This is a genomic window from Acinetobacter sp. YH12120 (assembly GCF_013418795.1).
GTDB lineage: Bacteria > Pseudomonadota > Gammaproteobacteria > Pseudomonadales > Moraxellaceae > Acinetobacter > Acinetobacter towneri.
In genome coordinates this window covers 1-16,855 of record NZ_VPBI01000024.1, presented here as the reverse complement: position 1 = coordinate 16,855, position 16,855 = coordinate 1, and the positions used below count along the sequence as shown (strand labels likewise).

The 16,855-nt window shown below is 42.0% G+C and carries 14 protein-coding genes and 4 tRNA genes; 13 read left to right on the top strand and 5 right to left on the bottom strand.

The window, feature by feature from the left end:
• Positions 1 to 168: 168 nt before the first annotated feature.
• A complete protein-coding gene (locus tag FTU58_RS12020) occupies positions 169 to 1,044 on the bottom strand; it encodes a metal-dependent hydrolase (RefSeq protein ID WP_180062486.1) in 876 nt (291 codons plus the stop codon).
• 132 nt (positions 1,045 to 1,176) lie between these two features.
• On the opposite strand from FTU58_RS12020, the gene FTU58_RS12015 reads away from it, so the two are divergent.
• From FTU58_RS12015 to FTU58_RS11995, 5 genes are all read left to right on the top strand, one after another.
• On the top strand, positions 1,177 to 2,241 hold the full coding sequence (locus tag FTU58_RS12015) for an AraC family transcriptional regulator (protein ID WP_180062485.1): 1,065 nt from the start codon (positions 1,177 to 1,179) through the stop codon (positions 2,239 to 2,241).
• Positions 2,242 to 2,647: 406 nt separating this feature from the next.
• Positions 2,648 to 3,451, top strand: a complete 804-nt coding sequence (trpA, locus tag FTU58_RS12010) for a tryptophan synthase subunit alpha (protein WP_004976260.1) — start codon at positions 2,648 to 2,650, stop codon at positions 3,449 to 3,451.
• Positions 3,448 to 4,344, top strand: coding sequence for an acetyl-CoA carboxylase, carboxyltransferase subunit beta (gene accD / locus FTU58_RS12005; protein ID WP_004976262.1), 897 nt, complete (start codon positions 3,448 to 3,450; stop codon positions 4,342 to 4,344). The genes trpA and accD overlap by 4 nt, the downstream gene beginning before the upstream one ends.
• Entirely contained in the window at positions 4,341 to 5,624 is a 1,284-nt protein-coding gene (gene folC / locus FTU58_RS12000; protein WP_167845785.1) for a bifunctional tetrahydrofolate synthase/dihydrofolate synthase, read from the top strand. Before accD ends, folC begins: the two co-directional genes overlap by 4 nt.
• Entirely contained in the window at positions 5,615 to 6,661 is a 1,047-nt protein-coding gene (locus tag FTU58_RS11995) for an SPOR domain-containing protein (protein WP_373886011.1), read from the top strand. Before folC ends, FTU58_RS11995 begins: the two co-directional genes overlap by 10 nt.
• A 143-nt stretch (positions 6,662 to 6,804) precedes the next feature.
• On the opposite strand, the gene FTU58_RS11990 is transcribed toward FTU58_RS11995, so the two are convergent.
• Positions 6,805 to 7,446: a peroxiredoxin gene (locus tag FTU58_RS11990; RefSeq protein WP_004976269.1), complete on the bottom strand. Its 642-nt coding sequence runs from the start codon at positions 7,444 to 7,446 to the stop codon at positions 6,805 to 6,807.
• Between the two features lie 338 nt (positions 7,447 to 7,784).
• On the opposite strand from FTU58_RS11990, the gene secA reads away from it, so the two are divergent.
• The 8 genes from secA to FTU58_RS11950 all read left to right on the top strand — a co-directional run bounded on the left by secA (position 7,785) and on the right by FTU58_RS11950 (position 14,214).
• The gene (gene secA / locus FTU58_RS11985; protein WP_180062483.1) at positions 7,785 to 10,499 is read left to right on the top strand and encodes a preprotein translocase subunit SecA; all 2,715 of its coding nucleotides are present in this window, start codon (positions 7,785 to 7,787) and stop codon (positions 10,497 to 10,499) included.
• A gap of 162 nt (positions 10,500 to 10,661) precedes the next feature.
• Positions 10,662 to 11,018, top strand: coding sequence for a hypothetical protein (locus FTU58_RS11980; RefSeq protein ID WP_104853293.1), 357 nt, complete (start codon positions 10,662 to 10,664; stop codon positions 11,016 to 11,018).
• Positions 11,019 to 11,213: 195 nt separating this feature from the next.
• Entirely contained in the window at positions 11,214 to 12,434 is a 1,221-nt protein-coding gene (argJ, locus tag FTU58_RS11975) for a bifunctional glutamate N-acetyltransferase/amino-acid acetyltransferase ArgJ (RefSeq protein WP_131261960.1), read from the top strand.
• Between the two features lie 150 nt (positions 12,435 to 12,584).
• Positions 12,585 to 13,652: a quinolinate synthase NadA gene (nadA, locus tag FTU58_RS11970; RefSeq protein WP_180062482.1), complete on the top strand. Its 1,068-nt coding sequence runs from the start codon at positions 12,585 to 12,587 to the stop codon at positions 13,650 to 13,652.
• Positions 13,653 to 13,805: 153 nt separating this feature from the next.
• A tRNA-Pro gene (locus FTU58_RS11965) sits at positions 13,806 to 13,882 on the top strand.
• Between the two features lie 46 nt (positions 13,883 to 13,928).
• A tRNA-Arg gene (locus tag FTU58_RS11960) sits at positions 13,929 to 14,005 on the top strand.
• 38 nt (positions 14,006 to 14,043) lie between these two features.
• Positions 14,044 to 14,119: transfer RNA gene (locus FTU58_RS11955), tRNA-His, on the top strand.
• 18 nt (positions 14,120 to 14,137) lie between these two features.
• Positions 14,138 to 14,214: transfer RNA gene (locus FTU58_RS11950), tRNA-Pro, on the top strand.
• 190 nt (positions 14,215 to 14,404) lie between these two features.
• Here FTU58_RS11950 and FTU58_RS11945 read toward each other — a convergent pair.
• From FTU58_RS11945 to FTU58_RS11935, 3 genes are read right to left on the bottom strand one after another with little or no spacing between them, the layout of a single operon-like run.
• Positions 14,405 to 14,881 carry an OmpA family protein gene (locus FTU58_RS11945; protein WP_004976277.1) on the bottom strand — a complete coding sequence of 159 codons (477 nt, stop codon included), beginning with the start codon at positions 14,879 to 14,881 and terminating at the stop codon, positions 14,405 to 14,407.
• Positions 14,874 to 16,109 carry a diguanylate cyclase domain-containing protein gene (locus FTU58_RS11940; protein WP_180062481.1) on the bottom strand — a complete coding sequence of 412 codons (1,236 nt, stop codon included), beginning with the start codon at positions 16,107 to 16,109 and terminating at the stop codon, positions 14,874 to 14,876. The genes FTU58_RS11945 and FTU58_RS11940 overlap by 8 nt, the downstream gene beginning before the upstream one ends.
• A complete protein-coding gene (locus FTU58_RS11935; RefSeq protein WP_096902398.1) occupies positions 16,106 to 16,609 on the bottom strand; it encodes a YfiR family protein in 504 nt (167 codons plus the stop codon). The genes FTU58_RS11940 and FTU58_RS11935 overlap by 4 nt, the downstream gene beginning before the upstream one ends.
• Between the last annotated feature and the right edge of the window lie 246 nt (positions 16,610 to 16,855).

The window sequence follows — 16,855 nt, the reverse complement described above, 5'->3', positions numbered from 1 at the left end:
GATCTCTTACGCTTAAACTGTGTTGGTCACTCATAAATAAGAAATAATAAGATATGACTCAGCATTGCCTTATGCCTTACTTTATATAAAGATATTAGAGGCAAGTTTGTATAAAGCTAAGCAATGCTTAGGTGTTCATTGGTTAAAAGCCAAGCAAAACCAAAAGCTTTATTTTCCTGCCTGCCAAAATGCTTCACCTGCCTGAATTGGGTCGCCTGTTTGCGCCAAAGTCTCAAGCCAGACATCATATTGCGCGATGATTGGATGTTGGCTAGGGTGAAAGTCAGGTTTAAACCAATCACGATATTGTGATTGCATTTTGCGTAATTTCCCTTGTTTGCCAAACAGCCATTGCAAGCCACGTACATTCATTTTAAGGCGCTGGATACGATTAAACCCATCGCATTTCAGCATGACATTGGCGCGGTACAGGGTAAATCCGAACATTAAACCTGTGGTCAGCACCAACGCCATTTTTCGGGTCACTTCAGGCACATTGCCCACCTGTTGCATCACATCAAACGCCACATCACGATGTTCCATTTCTTCAATCGCATGCCATGCAAATAAGGCGCGGACATAAGGATGTGCATCTTGTAGCGTGTCTTTTTCGCCATAAAAAGTTTCTGCCATAAGTGCAGTTAAATGTTCCGCAGCCGCTGTCATGGCGATGTTGTATTGGGGCGAGCGATATTTCAGTTCAAACTTAAACACTTTGTTTAGACGCTGAATAAACTGATCTACAGGCATGCCTTGATCTTTCATAACCTGATTCATTTTGTCGTGTGCAATGCCGTGCTGAGCTTCTTGCCGAATAAAATCGGCAACACGTTGTTTTAAGTCTGGGTCTTGAATTTGATCACGGAACAAACGTACCGATTGAATGAAATAACGCTCGCCATCAGGAAAAGTCAGGCTTAAAGCATCAAACATGCGGGTCAAAAACGGGTCACCTGCAAACCAGTAACGCGGCACATCGGCTAATTTAAAATCGAGATTGCTGCGTACTATGGGCGCAACATGATATTGGACAAGTGCATTCATTTTATTTTATTTCACTCTGGTCAATCCTGTTTGCAGTATGTCGGGCTTTGGCAGATTTGTTTTGACAGTATTTGCCAGTTTTTATACATTAAACGACAAAAGAAAATGATGCATGTCAAAATGAGCAAGCACATGAGCGAAATTCAAATTCCAAATGGCTATTATCAACTTTGGTTACGCTATTTATCTGCACAGGGCAGAGTTCCTGAGCAGCTTGGATTTTCGCCTGCACAATTGCAGCATTTACAGCATGTGTTGGCATTGCCTATGGATACCCAATCGTCTTATCAATTTTTTAATGAGATCATCCAACACAGTATTCAGTTTTTAGATTGTCCAACGCTTGTTTTTGAATTGGCGCGTTATATTCAGCCTGAACATTTTGGTGTGCTCGGCTATATGGCATCGCGTAGTAATAGTGTTGCAGAAGCCCTTCAATATATGATGCGTTTTAGTCGTTTGGTGGTAGATGGTACGGCAGCCGTACCGATGCGACTGGAACAACAATCAGATGCTTTATATTTATCATGGCCGTTGGTGGATGAAAAATACAGCTTGGTTCATGAAATGACTTTTGCCTGTATGACTCAATTGGCCATGCAAATTTTTGATTTTCAACACTCTCCGATACGGGAGATTCATTTTGCCCATGCACCGCGTATGGCGATGCTGCATTATGAAAAGTTTTATGGTTATAAGGTTTTATTTAAGCAAGCGGAATATCAAATTGTTTTAAATTTAGAAAGCCTCAGTTTAAAACCACAGCAAGCCGATCCCTCTTTAATTCATTTACTCACCAAACAAGCTGAAGATGCGATTGCGTTAAAACCACAATTAGAAACCGTGCAGCAGCAAGTCCAAGAGCAGGTGGCGCATTATTTACGTTATGAACAGCAAGTGCCGAGCATTGAATGGGTGGCGCAGCGTTTATTTCGTTCAGGGCGTACGTTACAGCGTCAGCTTAAACAGGAAGGTACGGGTTTTAAACAGATTCTTGAAATAGAACGGATGCAGCGCTGTGAAAACTTACTGCGACAAAATGTGAGCCTAAGCGATATTGCACAGTTGTTGGGTTATTCAGACCAATCGGCTTTGGCGCGTGCCTATAAAGCCTGTACAGGACAGACCTTGCTAAAACGTAAACAGCAGTTGCAGCAAGCTGAGGATGCACTTTCTCTACAGCAAAATACGCCATAAATAGTATGGATTGGCTCATTATCAACAGGTGATTTCGCGCTAAGAGATTGAAAATAAGCTGTGTGTAGCCATGACCGAATCAGCTTTTGCAAGGTTGATAAAGCCTAAGATAAAACCTGAAGTTGTTTATTTTTATCAATATTTTTAAATTTAAAAGCACGATTGAGCAAGTTTCAAAAACCGATAAGCAGGCAAAATTAGGCATCTTTGATCATTGAGAAAAAAGCGCAAATATCAGTAAATGTAGCCTCGCGGTTGTTCTGAATAAATCGTTTTGCAAACAGAAATGCAGCAACTCATGCCTGTGCGCTATTCATTGAGTAAAAAATAGCGTTACAATGGGTCAATTTGTATTTCTACAATAGCAAATGTCTCAGTTTTAATCATTCAAGGAAAATACAACCCTATGTCACGTTTAGCCACACGATTTGCACAGCTTGAATCTCAACAGCGTAAGGCCTTGGTTTCTTATGTTATGGCAGGTGACCCTCATCCAGAAGTCACAGTTCCGTTGTTACATCAAATGGTCGAGGCAGGGGTAGATGTCGTTGAATTAGGTTTGCCGTTTTCAGACCCAATGGCTGATGGTCCAGTAATTGCCCTCGCTGCAGAGCGAGCGTTGGCAGGTGGAACCAATACGCTAGATGCTTTAAACATGGTCAAAGAGTTCCGTCAAAAAGATCAGGAAACTCCTGTGGTATTGATGGGATATTTAAACCCTGTAGAAGTCATTGGTTATGAAAAGTTTGTTGAATATGCACATGACTGTGGTGTCGATGGTGTACTTCTGGTCGATTTACCACCTGAAGAAGCCCAAGAATTTGATGAAGTCCTGAATAAATATGGGATGAATCAAATTTTCTTGTTAGCGCCAACTTCTACACCAGAGCGTATTCAATTTGTTGCAAACCAAGCCAGTGGCTTTATTTATTATGTTTCTTTGAAAGGCGTGACGGGTGCAGCAACACTTGATGTTGCAGAAGCAGCAACCCGCATCCAACAGATTAAAGCTGTAACCAACGTGCCTGTGGGTGTGGGTTTTGGCATCAGTGATGCTGCATCTGCCAAAGCAATGGGCGCGGCTGCCGACGCAGTCATTGTCGGAAGTGCTTTTGTAAAACAATTTGCGAGCTTAGCACCAGAACAAGCCGTCATTGCAACGGTTAATAAAGTGAAGGAGCTTCGAGCTGCGCTCGATGAGTTAGTATGAGTCAAGAAGTGAAAACAGGGAAAATTCTAAGCCCATCGACGCCGTGGACTGCACGTGGTGTACCTGGTATTGAAACACCAGATGAGCAACAAGCGTTAAAAGCGATCTTTACTGAACCAACGATTGAATGTCCAGAATGTCATGCCTTGGTGACACGTACGGCAATGTCGTTCAACGCTTATGTATGCCCACAATGTGATGAACATTTACGTATGAAAGCGCGTGAGCGTTTAACTTGGTTCTTTGACCAAGTGCAAAACGAATTAGGTCAAGAATTCTCTGCCAAAGACCCACTCAAATTTGTAGACAGCAAAGCTTATCCTGAGCGTATGACTGAAGCGCAAAAGAAAACGGGTGAAACCGAAGCTTTAGTGGTGATGCAGGGCTTATTAAAAGATATGCCAGTCATTGCTTGTGCATTTGAGTTTGATTTTATGGGCGGCTCAATGGGTACCGTAGTGGGTGACCGTTTTGTGCAAGCTGCTGAACGTGCGATTCAGCAAAAACAACCGTTAATTTGCTTCGCAGCATCGGGCGGTGCGCGTATGCAAGAAGGCATGTTGTCATTAATGCAAATGGCGCGTACTTCTGCAGCAATTCAACGTATGAAAGAAGCAGGCTTACCTTACATCGTAGTATTAACACATCCTGTATATGGTGGTGTAACTGCATCATTGGCGATGCTGGGTGATGTGCACATTGCAGAACCTAAAGCGATGATTGGTTTTGCGGGTAAACGTGTCATTGAGCAAACTGTACGTGAAAAACTGGAAGAACCGTTCCAACGTGCAGAATACTTACTTGATCATGGTGTGGTCGATCAAATTGTCCATCGTCATGCATTACGTGATACAGTTTATCGTATTCTTGCGAAACTGATGAACTTGCCTTGAACACAGCACCTCTTGCAACCGATGATTTAAACACATGGCTCAATTATTGGAGCCATGTTCACGTTACGGGTATTGATTTAGGTTTGGAACGGGTCATTCCCGTTGCAGAAAAATTGGGTGTAACCCATCCTAAAGCTAAAGTCATTACGGTTGCGGGAACCAATGGCAAAGGCTCAACCACAACCACTTTAGCGGCTATTTTAAATGCGCAGGGCTATCGGGTTGGGTTGTACCAATCGCCACATATTTACCGTTTTAATGAACGAGTCAAATTAGCAGGCGTCGAAATCGATGACCAAAGTTTGATTGATGCTTTTGTGCAAGTCGATCAAGCACGACGTGATTGCGATCTGAGTTTATCTTTTTTTGAGGCCACGACTTTGGCAGCCTTTGTGATTTTTAAAGCACGTGATTGCGATGTATGGGTGCTTGAAGTCGGTTTAGGTGGACGCTTAGATGTGGTCAATGTCGTCAATCCTGATGTGGCGGTTATTACCAATATCGGTTTAGATCATGTCGATTGGTTAGGCGATAGCATCGAAAAAATTGCCTATGAAAAAGCAGGCATTATTCGTCCTAACATTCCTGTCATTTTTGCAGGTCAGCAAGATTTGCCTCAAGCTATTCACGACAAAGCAGCAACCTGCAATGCACCTTTGTTTGTCTTGAATCGTGATTATTTTTATCGGGATATGCAAGATGGTCAGTCATGGATGTTTGCTGCATCGGGTTGTACCTTAAAACTTCCAACAGGCAGTTTAGCCCTCGATAATATTTCAACGGCTGTGGCAGCAGTCTTGCACAGTGGTTTAGAAATCACCCAAGACGCAATTGCACAAGGTATTCAAACGGCCAAATTGGCGGGACGTTTTGAAATTCGTCAAATTCAGGGCAAAACCGTGATTTTTGATGCAGGACATAACCCGCATGGCGTTGAATTTTTGTTAAAGCAATTGCGCAATTTCTTAAATTACAATAAACAGTACACTGAAGTGGTCAGTGTTTTTTCAATGCTTGCAGATAAAGATATAAATTCTGTGGTTGAGTTATTGAAAGATAGTGTCGTAATGTGGAAAATTGCCACATTAAATGTGCCTCGTGCGGCGGAGATCACGGTTTTGGATCAGGCTTTGCAAGGCGAAACAATACAACACTTCGACAGTATACAATTGGCTTTTAAATCAGCACTGGATGAAACAAAAAATAATCAGCTGATTTTGGTATGTGGATCATTTCATACCTTAGAAGCGGTATGGGAGTATTTGGAAGAATGTCAATGAATAACAAACAGCGCTGGATGGGTGGCGTTGTTTTATTAGGTGGTGGTGTTTTATTGGCAGCATTGCTTTTAAAAGGGCAAGAAGAAATACATCAAAATAATGTGAAAACCCCAAGCCAAGCCGAACAAGTTCAACATAAAAATGCCAATCAGGCAGAAATGGTGCAATTGCAACCTTTAACTGTCGATGTGCAAACCGAGCAGCGTCTGCTTGAAGAGCAGCGCCGTGCGCGTGAAAAAGCAGTGGCAGAGCAAGAAGCACGTGCAGCTGAGTTTTTAGCGATGCAACAACAGGCAGAAGCAGAAGCAGCGCGTAAAGCTGCAGAAGAATATGCTGCCTTAAATGCATTACGTTCTGGTCAGCAGCAAAGTTCTGACAATATTCCGCCTGAATTGGTCGAAGATGAACAAGCCAAGCAAAAGCGTTTGGCTGAAGAAAAAGCCGCTCAGCAAAAGAAGTTAGAGCAGCAAAAAGCAACGGATGCCAAGAAAGCTGCTGAGTTAAAAGCTGCGCAAGAGCGTAGTGCTGCAGAGAAAAAAGCAGCAGATGAAAAGCGTTTAGCGGAAGAAAAACGCATTGCAGAAGAGAAGCGCAAAGCGGAAGAACAACGCCAAGCCGATGCAAAACGTAAAGCTGAACAAGAGCGCAAAGCAGCAGAAGCGAAAAAAGAAGCAGAACGTAAGGCTGCCGAAGATAAGCGTAAAGCCGAGGAAAAACGCAAAGCTGAAGAAGCTGCCAAGAAAAAGGCTGAAGCTGAAAAAGCACGTAAGTTATTGGAAGAAGGCGATAAGCAGTGGATGGTACAAGTGGCTTTGGCAGCTAACCAAGCCAATGCCGATGCTTTGGCGGCAAAACTGAAAGCCAAAGGTTATAAAGTTACCCAAAGTCCAACGTCTAAAGGGGTTCGGATTATGGTTGGGCCATCTAAAGACCGTGATGCTGCCGATGCAACCCGTAAGAAAATTACCGCAGACCCAAGTTTGAATATGAAATCTGCATGGGTGATTGACTGGATACCGTTAGATAAACGCGACTAGATCATTCGATCAAAATGTTTATTAAAAAGGATTTAATCTTTTGGGTTAAATCCTTTTTTAATGCTGATTGAATTTAGGCGTGTTTCAAATGCTTTGATTGTAAAAAGCCTATCCGAAGATAGGCTTGCTCATGTAACACTTAATTAAGTGCGGTTCGGTTGTTTGGTCAAACGCAAATAAGGCTTGATGGCTTTATATCCACTTGGGAAGCGTTCTTTAAGTTCCGCTTCATCCTGAATGGAAGGCACGATCACCACATCTTCACCATCTTGCCAGTTGGCAGGCGTTGCAACTTTGTAATTGTCAGTCAGTTGTAGTGAATCAATCACACGTAAAATTTCGTGGAAATTACGTCCTGTAGAAGCAGGATAAGTAATGATCAAGCGTACTTTTTTATTTGGATCAATAATGATTAATGAGCGAACAGTCAGTGTTTCGCTGGCATTCGGGTGAATAAAATCGTACAGGGTAGACACTTTACGATCTTGGTCAGCAAGAATTGGGAAATTAACCGTCGTGTTTTGGGTTTCGTTAATATCTTGAATCCAGCCTTTGTGAGATTCAGCATCATCTACAGAAAGTGCAATCGCTTTGACATTGCGCTTGCTGAATTCATCTTTCAGTTTTGCGGTATAGCCTAGCTCGGTGGTGCAGACAGGTGTGTAGTCGGCAGGATGCGAAAATAGAATGCCCCAGCTGTCACCTAAAAATTCATAAAAATCAATTGGGCCTTCATTTGAATCTTGCGTGAAGTTGGGTGCAGTGTCACCTAAGCGAATAGTCATTGTGTACCTCTGTCTTGTTTTGTTGTGTGATGTGTGCGTACTACTATGCGCCATTCCTTTTGCAGAATTAAATAGTGTTTTTGTATGTGCTTATGAGTAAATTGAATATGCTGTGTCGTTTTTATTGCATTTTCAAAATAGATTCATGTGTGATTGCTATATATCGTCCGCTCGAAATTTGTTACATTAACTGCCACTTAGCAGCGAGAAATGGCAAGTAGAGATTGGAATTTTTAATAGGTTTTTGTGCAAAACCCTTGTACTTCAAATTTCTAGCACCATAATAACCACTAAGAAAAACCTATTTATTTGACAAGCAAGATTTAGAGAGTTTATTCATGTTGGCAAGTCTGATCGGAGGAATCTTCGGTACTAAAAATGAGCGCGAACTCAAACGCATGCGTAAAATCGTAGACAAGATTAATGCGCTCGAGCCGACGATATCTGCCTTAAGCGATGCAGACTTATCTGCAAAAACCGAAGAATTCAAACAACGTTATAACAAAGGCGAAAGTTTAGATAAATTATTACCAGAAGCATTTGCAGTATGTCGTGAAGCGGCTAAACGTGTCATGAGCATGCGTCACTATGACGTGCAGTTGATTGGTGGTATTACCTTGCACGAAGGTAAAATTGCAGAAATGCGTACAGGTGAAGGTAAAACCCTAATGGGAACTTTGGCCTGCTATTTAAATGCTTTAAGCGGTCAGGGCGTGCACGTCATTACTGTGAACGACTACTTGGCGCAGCGTGATGCTGAACTCAACCGTCCTTTATTTGAGTTTTTAGGTTTAAGCATTGGCATTATCTACTCCATGCAAGACCCGACTGAAAAAGCACAGGCTTATCGTGCAGACATTACTTACGGTACCAATAACGAATTTGGTTTCGACTACTTGCGTGACAACATGGTGTTCTCACTGAGTGAGAAAAAACAGCGTGGCCTGACGTATGCCATTATTGATGAAGTGGACTCGATCTTAATTGATGAAGCACGTACCCCATTAATTATTTCTGGTCAAAGTGATGACTCATCGCAGTTATATGCAGCAATCAACACCATTCCGCCAAAATTGCATGCACAAAAAGAAGAAAAAGTAGCCGATGGTGGACATTTCTGGATTGATGAAAAACAACGTACTGTAGAAATGACCGAAATTGGTTATGAAACGGTAGAAAATGAATTAATTCAAATGGGTTTATTGGCAGAAGGCGAAAGTCTGTATTCTGCATCTAACCTGAATTTGGTGCATCACGTATCTGCAGCTATTCGTGCGCACTTCTTGTATCAACGCAACGTGCATTACATCATCCATGATGGTGAAGTGATTATTGTCGATGAAAACACAGGTCGTACCATGCCTGGCCGTCGCTGGTCAGAAGGTTTGCACCAAGCGGTAGAAGCGAAAGAAGGTCTAGAAATTCAGCCCGAAAACCAGACTTTAGCGACCACAACCTTCCAGAACTATTTCCGTTTATACAAAAAGCTTTCGGGAATGACGGGTACTGCAGACACTGAAGCTGCAGAAATGAAAGAAATTTATGGTCTTGATGTGGTCATCATTCCAACGCACCGACCAATGATTCGTAATGACCAAAACGATTTAATTTATTTAAACCGTACTGGTAAATACAACGCGATTATTCAAGAAATTCAACGCGTGCATGAAGCGGGTGTCGCACCAATTCTGATTGGTACAGCGACCATTGAAGCTTCAGAAATTTTATCGGATAAACTGCGTGAAGCAGGTATTCAGCACGAAGTATTGAATGCGAAGCAACACGAACGCGAAGCTGACATCATTGCGCAAGCAGGCTCACCACGTGCGGTGACTATTGCCACGAACATGGCGGGTCGTGGTACAGATATTTTGCTAGGTGGTAACTGGAAAGCTTTGCTAGCCAAAATTGAAAACCCAACTCCTGAAGATGAAGCGCGTTTAAAGGCAGAGTGGGAACAAAACCATGACATGGTGTTAAGTTCAGGTGGCTTACACATTATTGGTTCAGAACGTCACGAATCGCGTCGTATTGACAACCAGTTGCGTGGTCGTGCAGGTCGTCAGGGTGACCCAGGCGTGTCACGTTTCTATCTGTCACTCGAAGATGACTTAATGCGTATTTTCGCAGGTGATCGTGTTGTAGCAATGATGCGTGCTATGGGCTTGCAGGAAGATGAAGCGATTGAACACAAAATGGTGTCACGCTCTATCGAAAATGCACAGCGTAAAGTTGAGGCACGTAACTTCGACATCCGTAAAAACTTGTTGAAATACGATGACGTAAACAACGAACAACGTAAGATCATTTATTCACAGCGTGATGATATTCTGGCAGAAAGCACGCTGCAAGACTATATTGAAGAAATGCACCGTGAAGTGGTCACAGGTATGATCGCCAATTATATTCCACCAGAATCAATTCATGACCAATGGGATATTGATGGTTTAGAGCGTGCCTTGCGTGATGATTTGGGCGTCGAATTACCAATTAACCAATGGCTCGAAGATGATCGTCGCCTAGATGAAGAAGCTTTGGTTGAACGTATTGCCGATGAAATTGTGACACGTTACCGTGCACGTCGTCAGCAAATGGGTGATGAATCTGCTGCGATGCTAGAACGCCACTTTATGCTCAGTTCACTTGATCGTCACTGGAAAGATCATTTGGCGGCTATGGACTATTTGCGTCAAGGGATTCATTTACGTGGTTATGCACAAAAGAACCCTGAGCAAGAGTACAAAAAAGAAGCCTTTAACTTATTTGTGAATATGTTGGGTGTGATTAAAGCTGATGTCGTTACCGATCTTTCGCGTGTGCATGTACCAACACCTGAAGAACTGGCAGCGATGGAAGCTCAACAGCAAGCGCAAGCAGAAGCGATGCAGCTTAATCTTTCACATGCTGATGTAGATGGTTTAACGGGCGAAACCTTTGAATCAGAACCACAGTACAGTGCTGCTGAGCAAACGGTTGTTCCACCTGCAAGCCGTAACTCGCCATGCCCATGTGGTTCAGGACTGAAATATAAACAGTGTCACGGTAAAATCTAAACCTGACTTGTTACAACTTAAGCAGAACTTTGGTTCTGCTTTTTGTATTTTGGGGTGCAAAATCTTTGTGGTAATAGTTTTGCAAGATGTGTATAGCATTTGCAGATTTTGGAATTAAATGCTATTTAGTTGCACATGCAATATCCACGTGTGGAACAAAAAATGAAAAAAGTATTACAACCTTTAATGATTGTTGCCTTGAGCTTGCCTACTTTCGCATTTGCAAATGCGGCAACAACGACAACTCCTGCAAAAGTTCAAGCTGCTGTGGGTGCGACCACTGCACAGGTACAAGTGGATAATGGTCACGTGACTGTGGCAAGCCCACGCACAGGTATTCGTTATACCTTTGCTAATCCAGATCAGCGTCCAATCGTGTTGCAGACTGCAGCGATTGCACCTGCGAATGCTGCCAATGTAAATCGTATTGTGGCTACAAATCCTGCTTTATCTGCAGCAAGTCAAGAACGTGCAAAACAGGCTTTATTGGGTGAAACCGTGGTTGCGACTACGCCATAATCCAAATAGGCTCAATCAGTATAATTTTAGTTGCTGATGCATTACATTGAAGATTAAAACCAGTCCATACGGGCTGGTTTTTTATATACGACCTTGTGTATTAACAAAAGTTGAATCAAGCAGGGAGGATGCTCGATTTTTTCTTCAATTTCCACTAAGCTGTGACATTCTCAAATTTGTACTGGAAATTTCAAAATGGCAGTTGGTGACGTCTCTATGCCACACATGCATGTGGTCAAAGGTGTAAAAATTGGTTCAGCAGAGGCTTATGTGCGTTATCAGAACCGACGTGACCTGGTTATTTTTGAATTTGCAGCAGGCTCAAATGTAGTGGGCGTATTTACTCAAAACGCATTTTGCGCTGCGCCTGTGCATGTGTCCAAAGCACATTTAGCTCAAGGCAATCCGCGTTATTTGGTCATTAATACAGGTAATGCCAATGCGGGTACAGGCAAATTGGGTATGCAAAATGCAGAAATCACCTGTGCCAAATTGGCTGAATTGGCAGGTGTATCTACCCAAGAAGTTTTGCCATTTTCTACAGGTGTGATTGGTGAGCAATTGCCGATTGAGCGCTTGGTTGCTGGTTTAGCACCTGCGCTGGCATCGTTACGTGAGGATGCTTGGCATGATGCTGCGACAGGTATTATGACCACAGATACCACACCCAAAGGTGCATCTGAGCAGTTTGAGTTAGATGGCATTACTTATAGTATGACAGGCATTTCTAAAGGCGCAGGTATGATTCGCCCAAATATGGCGACCATGCTTAGCTATGTTGCAACCGATGCACCAATTCAACGTGACATCTTGCAGCAATTGCTCAAACGCAGCGTAGAACAATCATTTAACCGTATTACTGTAGATGGCGATACCTCGACCAATGATTCATGTATCTTGGTGGCGACAGGTCAGGCGGGTGGCACTGAAATTTGCAGTGAAAATGACCCGCGTTATGCTGTGGTATTAGATGTTTTGAATCGTGTGATGTTGCGTTTGGCACAACTGATTATCCGTGATGGTGAAGGTGCAACAAAATTCATCACGGTACGTGTTGAAGATGGTGACAATACCCAAGAATGTTGTGATATTGCGTACAGCATTGCACATTCACCATTGGTAAAAACGGCCATTTTTGCCTCAGATCCAAACTGGGGGCGTATTCTTGCTGCAATTGGTTATGCTGGCGTGCCAAATTTAGACGTTGAAAAAATTCAGGTTTGGTTGGATGATGTGCAAATTTGCAAAGATGGCGGTGCTGCTGCCGACTATACCGAAGCAGCGGGCGCGCGAGTCATGGCACAAACCGAAATGACCATTCGTGTAAATTTAGGACGTGGTCAAGCGACAGATACAGTCTATACTTGTGACTTGTCTTACGATTATGTCAAGATCAACGCGGATTACCGTTCGTAAAAATTCAAATTGAGTGATAAAGCCTCCGTTGTGAGGCTTTTTTAGCATTCAATCGGCAAAGGGCTGGTGAATGAGTAAATTGCCCCCATATCATCAGTGACTTGAGTAAGCTTGTGTTCGGGCAAGCATGAAGATAGAGAAGACGTTGTTATGAATGATGCGACCAATTTAATTGCCAATGAAGCCAAATCAATTGTGCAGGCGCATTTAGATCGCTTGGGTGAAAGCAAAGAACATCATTTGAGTGAGCAAGCCAAGCAGGAAAAATTTGCGCAAATTAAAGCAGAACTCGAAAAGCACAATGCTGTTTTGGTTGCCCATTATTACTGCGATCCTGAAGTACAGGAACTGGCTGAATTAACAGGTGGCTGTGTTTCGGATTCACTGGAAATGGCACGTTTTGGTCGTGATCATGCGGCAACCACGTTGGTCGTAGCTGGTGTAAAATTTATGGGCGAAACTGCCAAAATTTTATCGCCAGAAAAAACCATTCTTATGCCAACTTTAGAAGCGACTTGTTCGCTAGACTTAGGTTGTCCTGTCGATGAGTTTAGCCGCTTCTGTGATGCGCATCCTGATCATACAGTCGTGGTTTATGCCAACACGTCCGCTGCGGTAAAAGCGCGTGCAGATTGGGTCGTTACCTCAAGCTGTGCGGTTGAAATTATTGAACATCTCGATAGCTTAGGTGAAAAAATCATTTGGGCGCCAGATCAGCACTTAGGACGCTATATTCAAAAGAAAACTGGCGCAGATATGCTGCTTTGGGATGGTTCGTGTATTGTGCATGAAGAATTCCGTTCACGCGGTATAACCAATATGAAAGCCATGTATCCGGATGCAGCAGTTTTGGTGCATCCAGAATCACCAGAATCAGTTGTTGATGTAGCTGATGCGGTGGGCAGTACCTCGCAACTTATTCAAGCGGCAAAAACTTTGCCACACGAGCGTTTAATTGTGGCAACAGACCGCGGTATTTTCTACAAGATGCAGCAAGCTGTACCAAATAAAATTCTAATTGAAGCACCAACTGCAGGTGAGGGTGCAACCTGTCGTTCATGCGCACACTGCCCGTGGATGGCGATGAATGAATTGGATGGAATTTTGCATGTATTGCAAACAGGTGATCAAGAAGTATTCGTTGAACCTGCCATGGCAGAACGTGCTAAATTACCACTAGATCGTATGTTGAATTTCAGTGCGAGCTTAAAACGCTAAAATTGATTGAAAAATATCAAAAATGCTTGATAAATATACGGTTGAAGCTTTTTTTTAATTTTTTTTAAATATAGGTGTTGACGTCTTCGGGCGTCGCGCCTAGAATGCACACCGTACCGCACGATGTGCGATACACAAAAAGCTGAGATGAATCGGAGCATAGCACAGCCTGGTAGTGCACCTGGTTTGGGACCAGGGGGTCGTAGGTTCGAATCCTACTGCTCCGACCAATTCTTCAAGGCAACGTATCGCATGATATTATGTATCATCGGTCATGCGCCTGTAGCTCAGTTGGATAGAGCATCCGCCTTCTAAGCGGATGGTCACAGGTTCGAATCCTGTCAGGCGCGCCATTTTTTGGTAGCTTGGTATAAAAGAACCAAACATAATGGTGGATGTAGCTCAGTTGGTAGAGCCCTGGATTGTGATTCCAGTTGTCGCGGGTTCGAATCCCGTCATTCACCCCAATCTCTTTGAGAGATAAACGGAGCATAGCACAGCCTGGTAGTGCACCTGGTTTGGGACCAGGGGGTCGTAGGTTCGAATCCTACTGCTCCGACCATTTTCTAAATAGAACAGATACTAAGTAGAAATGGTTAAGTCAATAAAGATACCGCGTTAAGCGGTTTTTTTTTGCCTGAAATTTATGAAAGCCTTGTTGGTTTAAAATTGATTTCGTATTAGTTATTGGTCAGCATAAAAAAGCCTCAAGAATGAGGCTCAATATAAGAAAAGTTTTAGTGTCTTTTTTATTAAGGCACAATCGTCACATTGACGCGTCGGTTGGTGGCACGATTTGCTGGTGTGTCATTGCTTACCATTGGTTGTGTTGCACCACGTCCAATCACCTGAATATTTTTTCTTTCAAAACCCTGATCTAAAAAGATCTGAGCCACATTTTGGGCGCGTTTTTCCGATAGGGTTTGATTGTAGCTGGCTAAACCTACGTTGTCTGTGTGACCAATAAACTTGAGTTTATCCAAGTCATATTTATGCAGCTGTTGTGCCAATTGGTTGAGGCGTTCTTTTTGGCTATTTTGAATGGCGTATTCATCAAAACCAAATAACAAGCGTTCAGGCAGGGCTAAGGTCCAGCCATCATCACTTAAAATAAAGCCTTCTTGTTTTAGCATGCGCGCCTGCTTATAGCTGACATTCCCCAAACTCATGCAAGCACTGAGTGAAACCATAACAAGAATAAGTGTGCCGATCAGAACTTTTTTAAGCATAAGGAACCTGTTTATTGTTTGATTGAGGTGAAATATACCATTTTGATTGATCACGTTTGGCTTTGAGCATTGCGCGATCGACATCGGCAATTAAATTTTCAGGAGTTTTGGCATATTCAATCAATGCTACGCCAATACTGACATTTAAGGAAACTTGTTGCTGTTCATACTTAAATGTAGAGGTATAGCAAGCATGAATCTTTTGACAATAATCCTCTAATTCTGCAGTGGAGTGTGAGCCAGTTAAGATTACTGCAAACTCATCGCCACCTAAACGCGCAACAAACGCATGTGAGGGCAAAATCTGAATTAGACAATGTGATGAATCACGTAAAATATTATCGCCCGTCAAATGCCCAAATTGGTTATTGATTTGGTTAAAGTTATTAATGTCTAAAAAAAATACTGCAGCCGTAGCAGAAGGCTGGGTAAATAGCTTAAACAGTGTTTCATAAAAATAATTACGATTTGGCAACTGCGTTAAATTGTCGTATTGCGACTGAAATTGCAGTTTATGATTTTCAACCAATAAATTCTTATGGGATTGTTCAATCTCATTGAGTAAGCCATTAAAGGCATAACTCAGTTCATGAAGTTCTTGAATATCTGAACTTGAAACGCGCAGCTTATAATTTTTTTGTGCACTGATCTCCTGTGCCGAGCTGACAATAGAACTTAAAGATTGCATGAGATATTGATAAATTGAATTAATTGACCAAAACACAGCAATTAAAAGCAAAATAAAACCGAAAATTAATCCTAAAACGATTTTATAAAAAAAACTGACCAAGTCACTAGAGTTTCCATACACCACCAACTCACCATAGTTTTGCTGATCATGGTCAATACTCAGCCGAACAGGATGATTAAAAAACAGATAGTCCAATAAAGCCTGAATTGAAAAATGCTCTAGACCTTGCTGTTCAATAAAGGCAATACGTGTCTGTTTAGGTGAGCGTACTTCAATTGAACGAATAGAATAACGCTGCGTATGTTCAGACAGAATTTCGTTCAGTGTTATTTGGTCATTGAATACAACAGCCGGTTGAATACGTTCATTTAATGCTGCAGATAAACTTTGCAAACTATTTTTTGCGAAGGTGTTCATGGTGTAGGTTGAGATCACCAAAAAAATACCAGAGCAAATTGTAAAAGTTAAAACAAAAATAGTGAGTTGTGCGCGTGTGAATAATTGATGCAAGGTAATTGGAGTGTATAACTGCTTCATGAGTTTGACTCCGATGTTTTTGCAAGCAGTAATACACGCGGATCAATATGCACTTGAGATTGAGTCAAGCTTTCCATGTTGACTTTAAAAGCATAGTTATCATTTTTTTTATAAAGACAAAAAGCGCTGCCAGTTTCACATTCCAGATTGTTTAAACTAATAGATAGGGCTGGAAATCGAACTTGAGTATTTAAGGTATGTTGTTCTTGTGCAGCAGAAAGCGTAGAAAAAATTAATATTTGACAATTACTTTTAGATATTTCATGGCTTTGAATGGGTTGAATGTCATATTTATTATGTAATGGGGCATGTTTTTTGAATTGTTGTGCAATATTATCTTGATTTACGACACAAAGTTTGGGCGTGCTAGCTTGCCATTTTGCATACGCTAAAATGGAGAATGTAGTGTTATAAAGATTTGATGCAGGTGCAGCATACAAAATAGGTGTTTGCATTGCTACAAATGACAGCAAGGTTATTATTTTTAAATTTTGAGTCATTTCAATACAACACGAATGAACATAAAAGTAGTGTAGCTAATATTGGAAAATAAGCATACTGCTAATTTTGAGCAAGAATAATACAGATCTAAATGATTTTGCCGAATAAATAACCGTTCGGATTAAAAAACTGATAAAACTTAAAAAGAGGGGTTGCAAGGCGAAATATTTCACCTATAATGCACATCCATTGGCGGTGATGAAGATTAAAACTTCTGATAAAACAATGACTTGGTTAAGAATGAT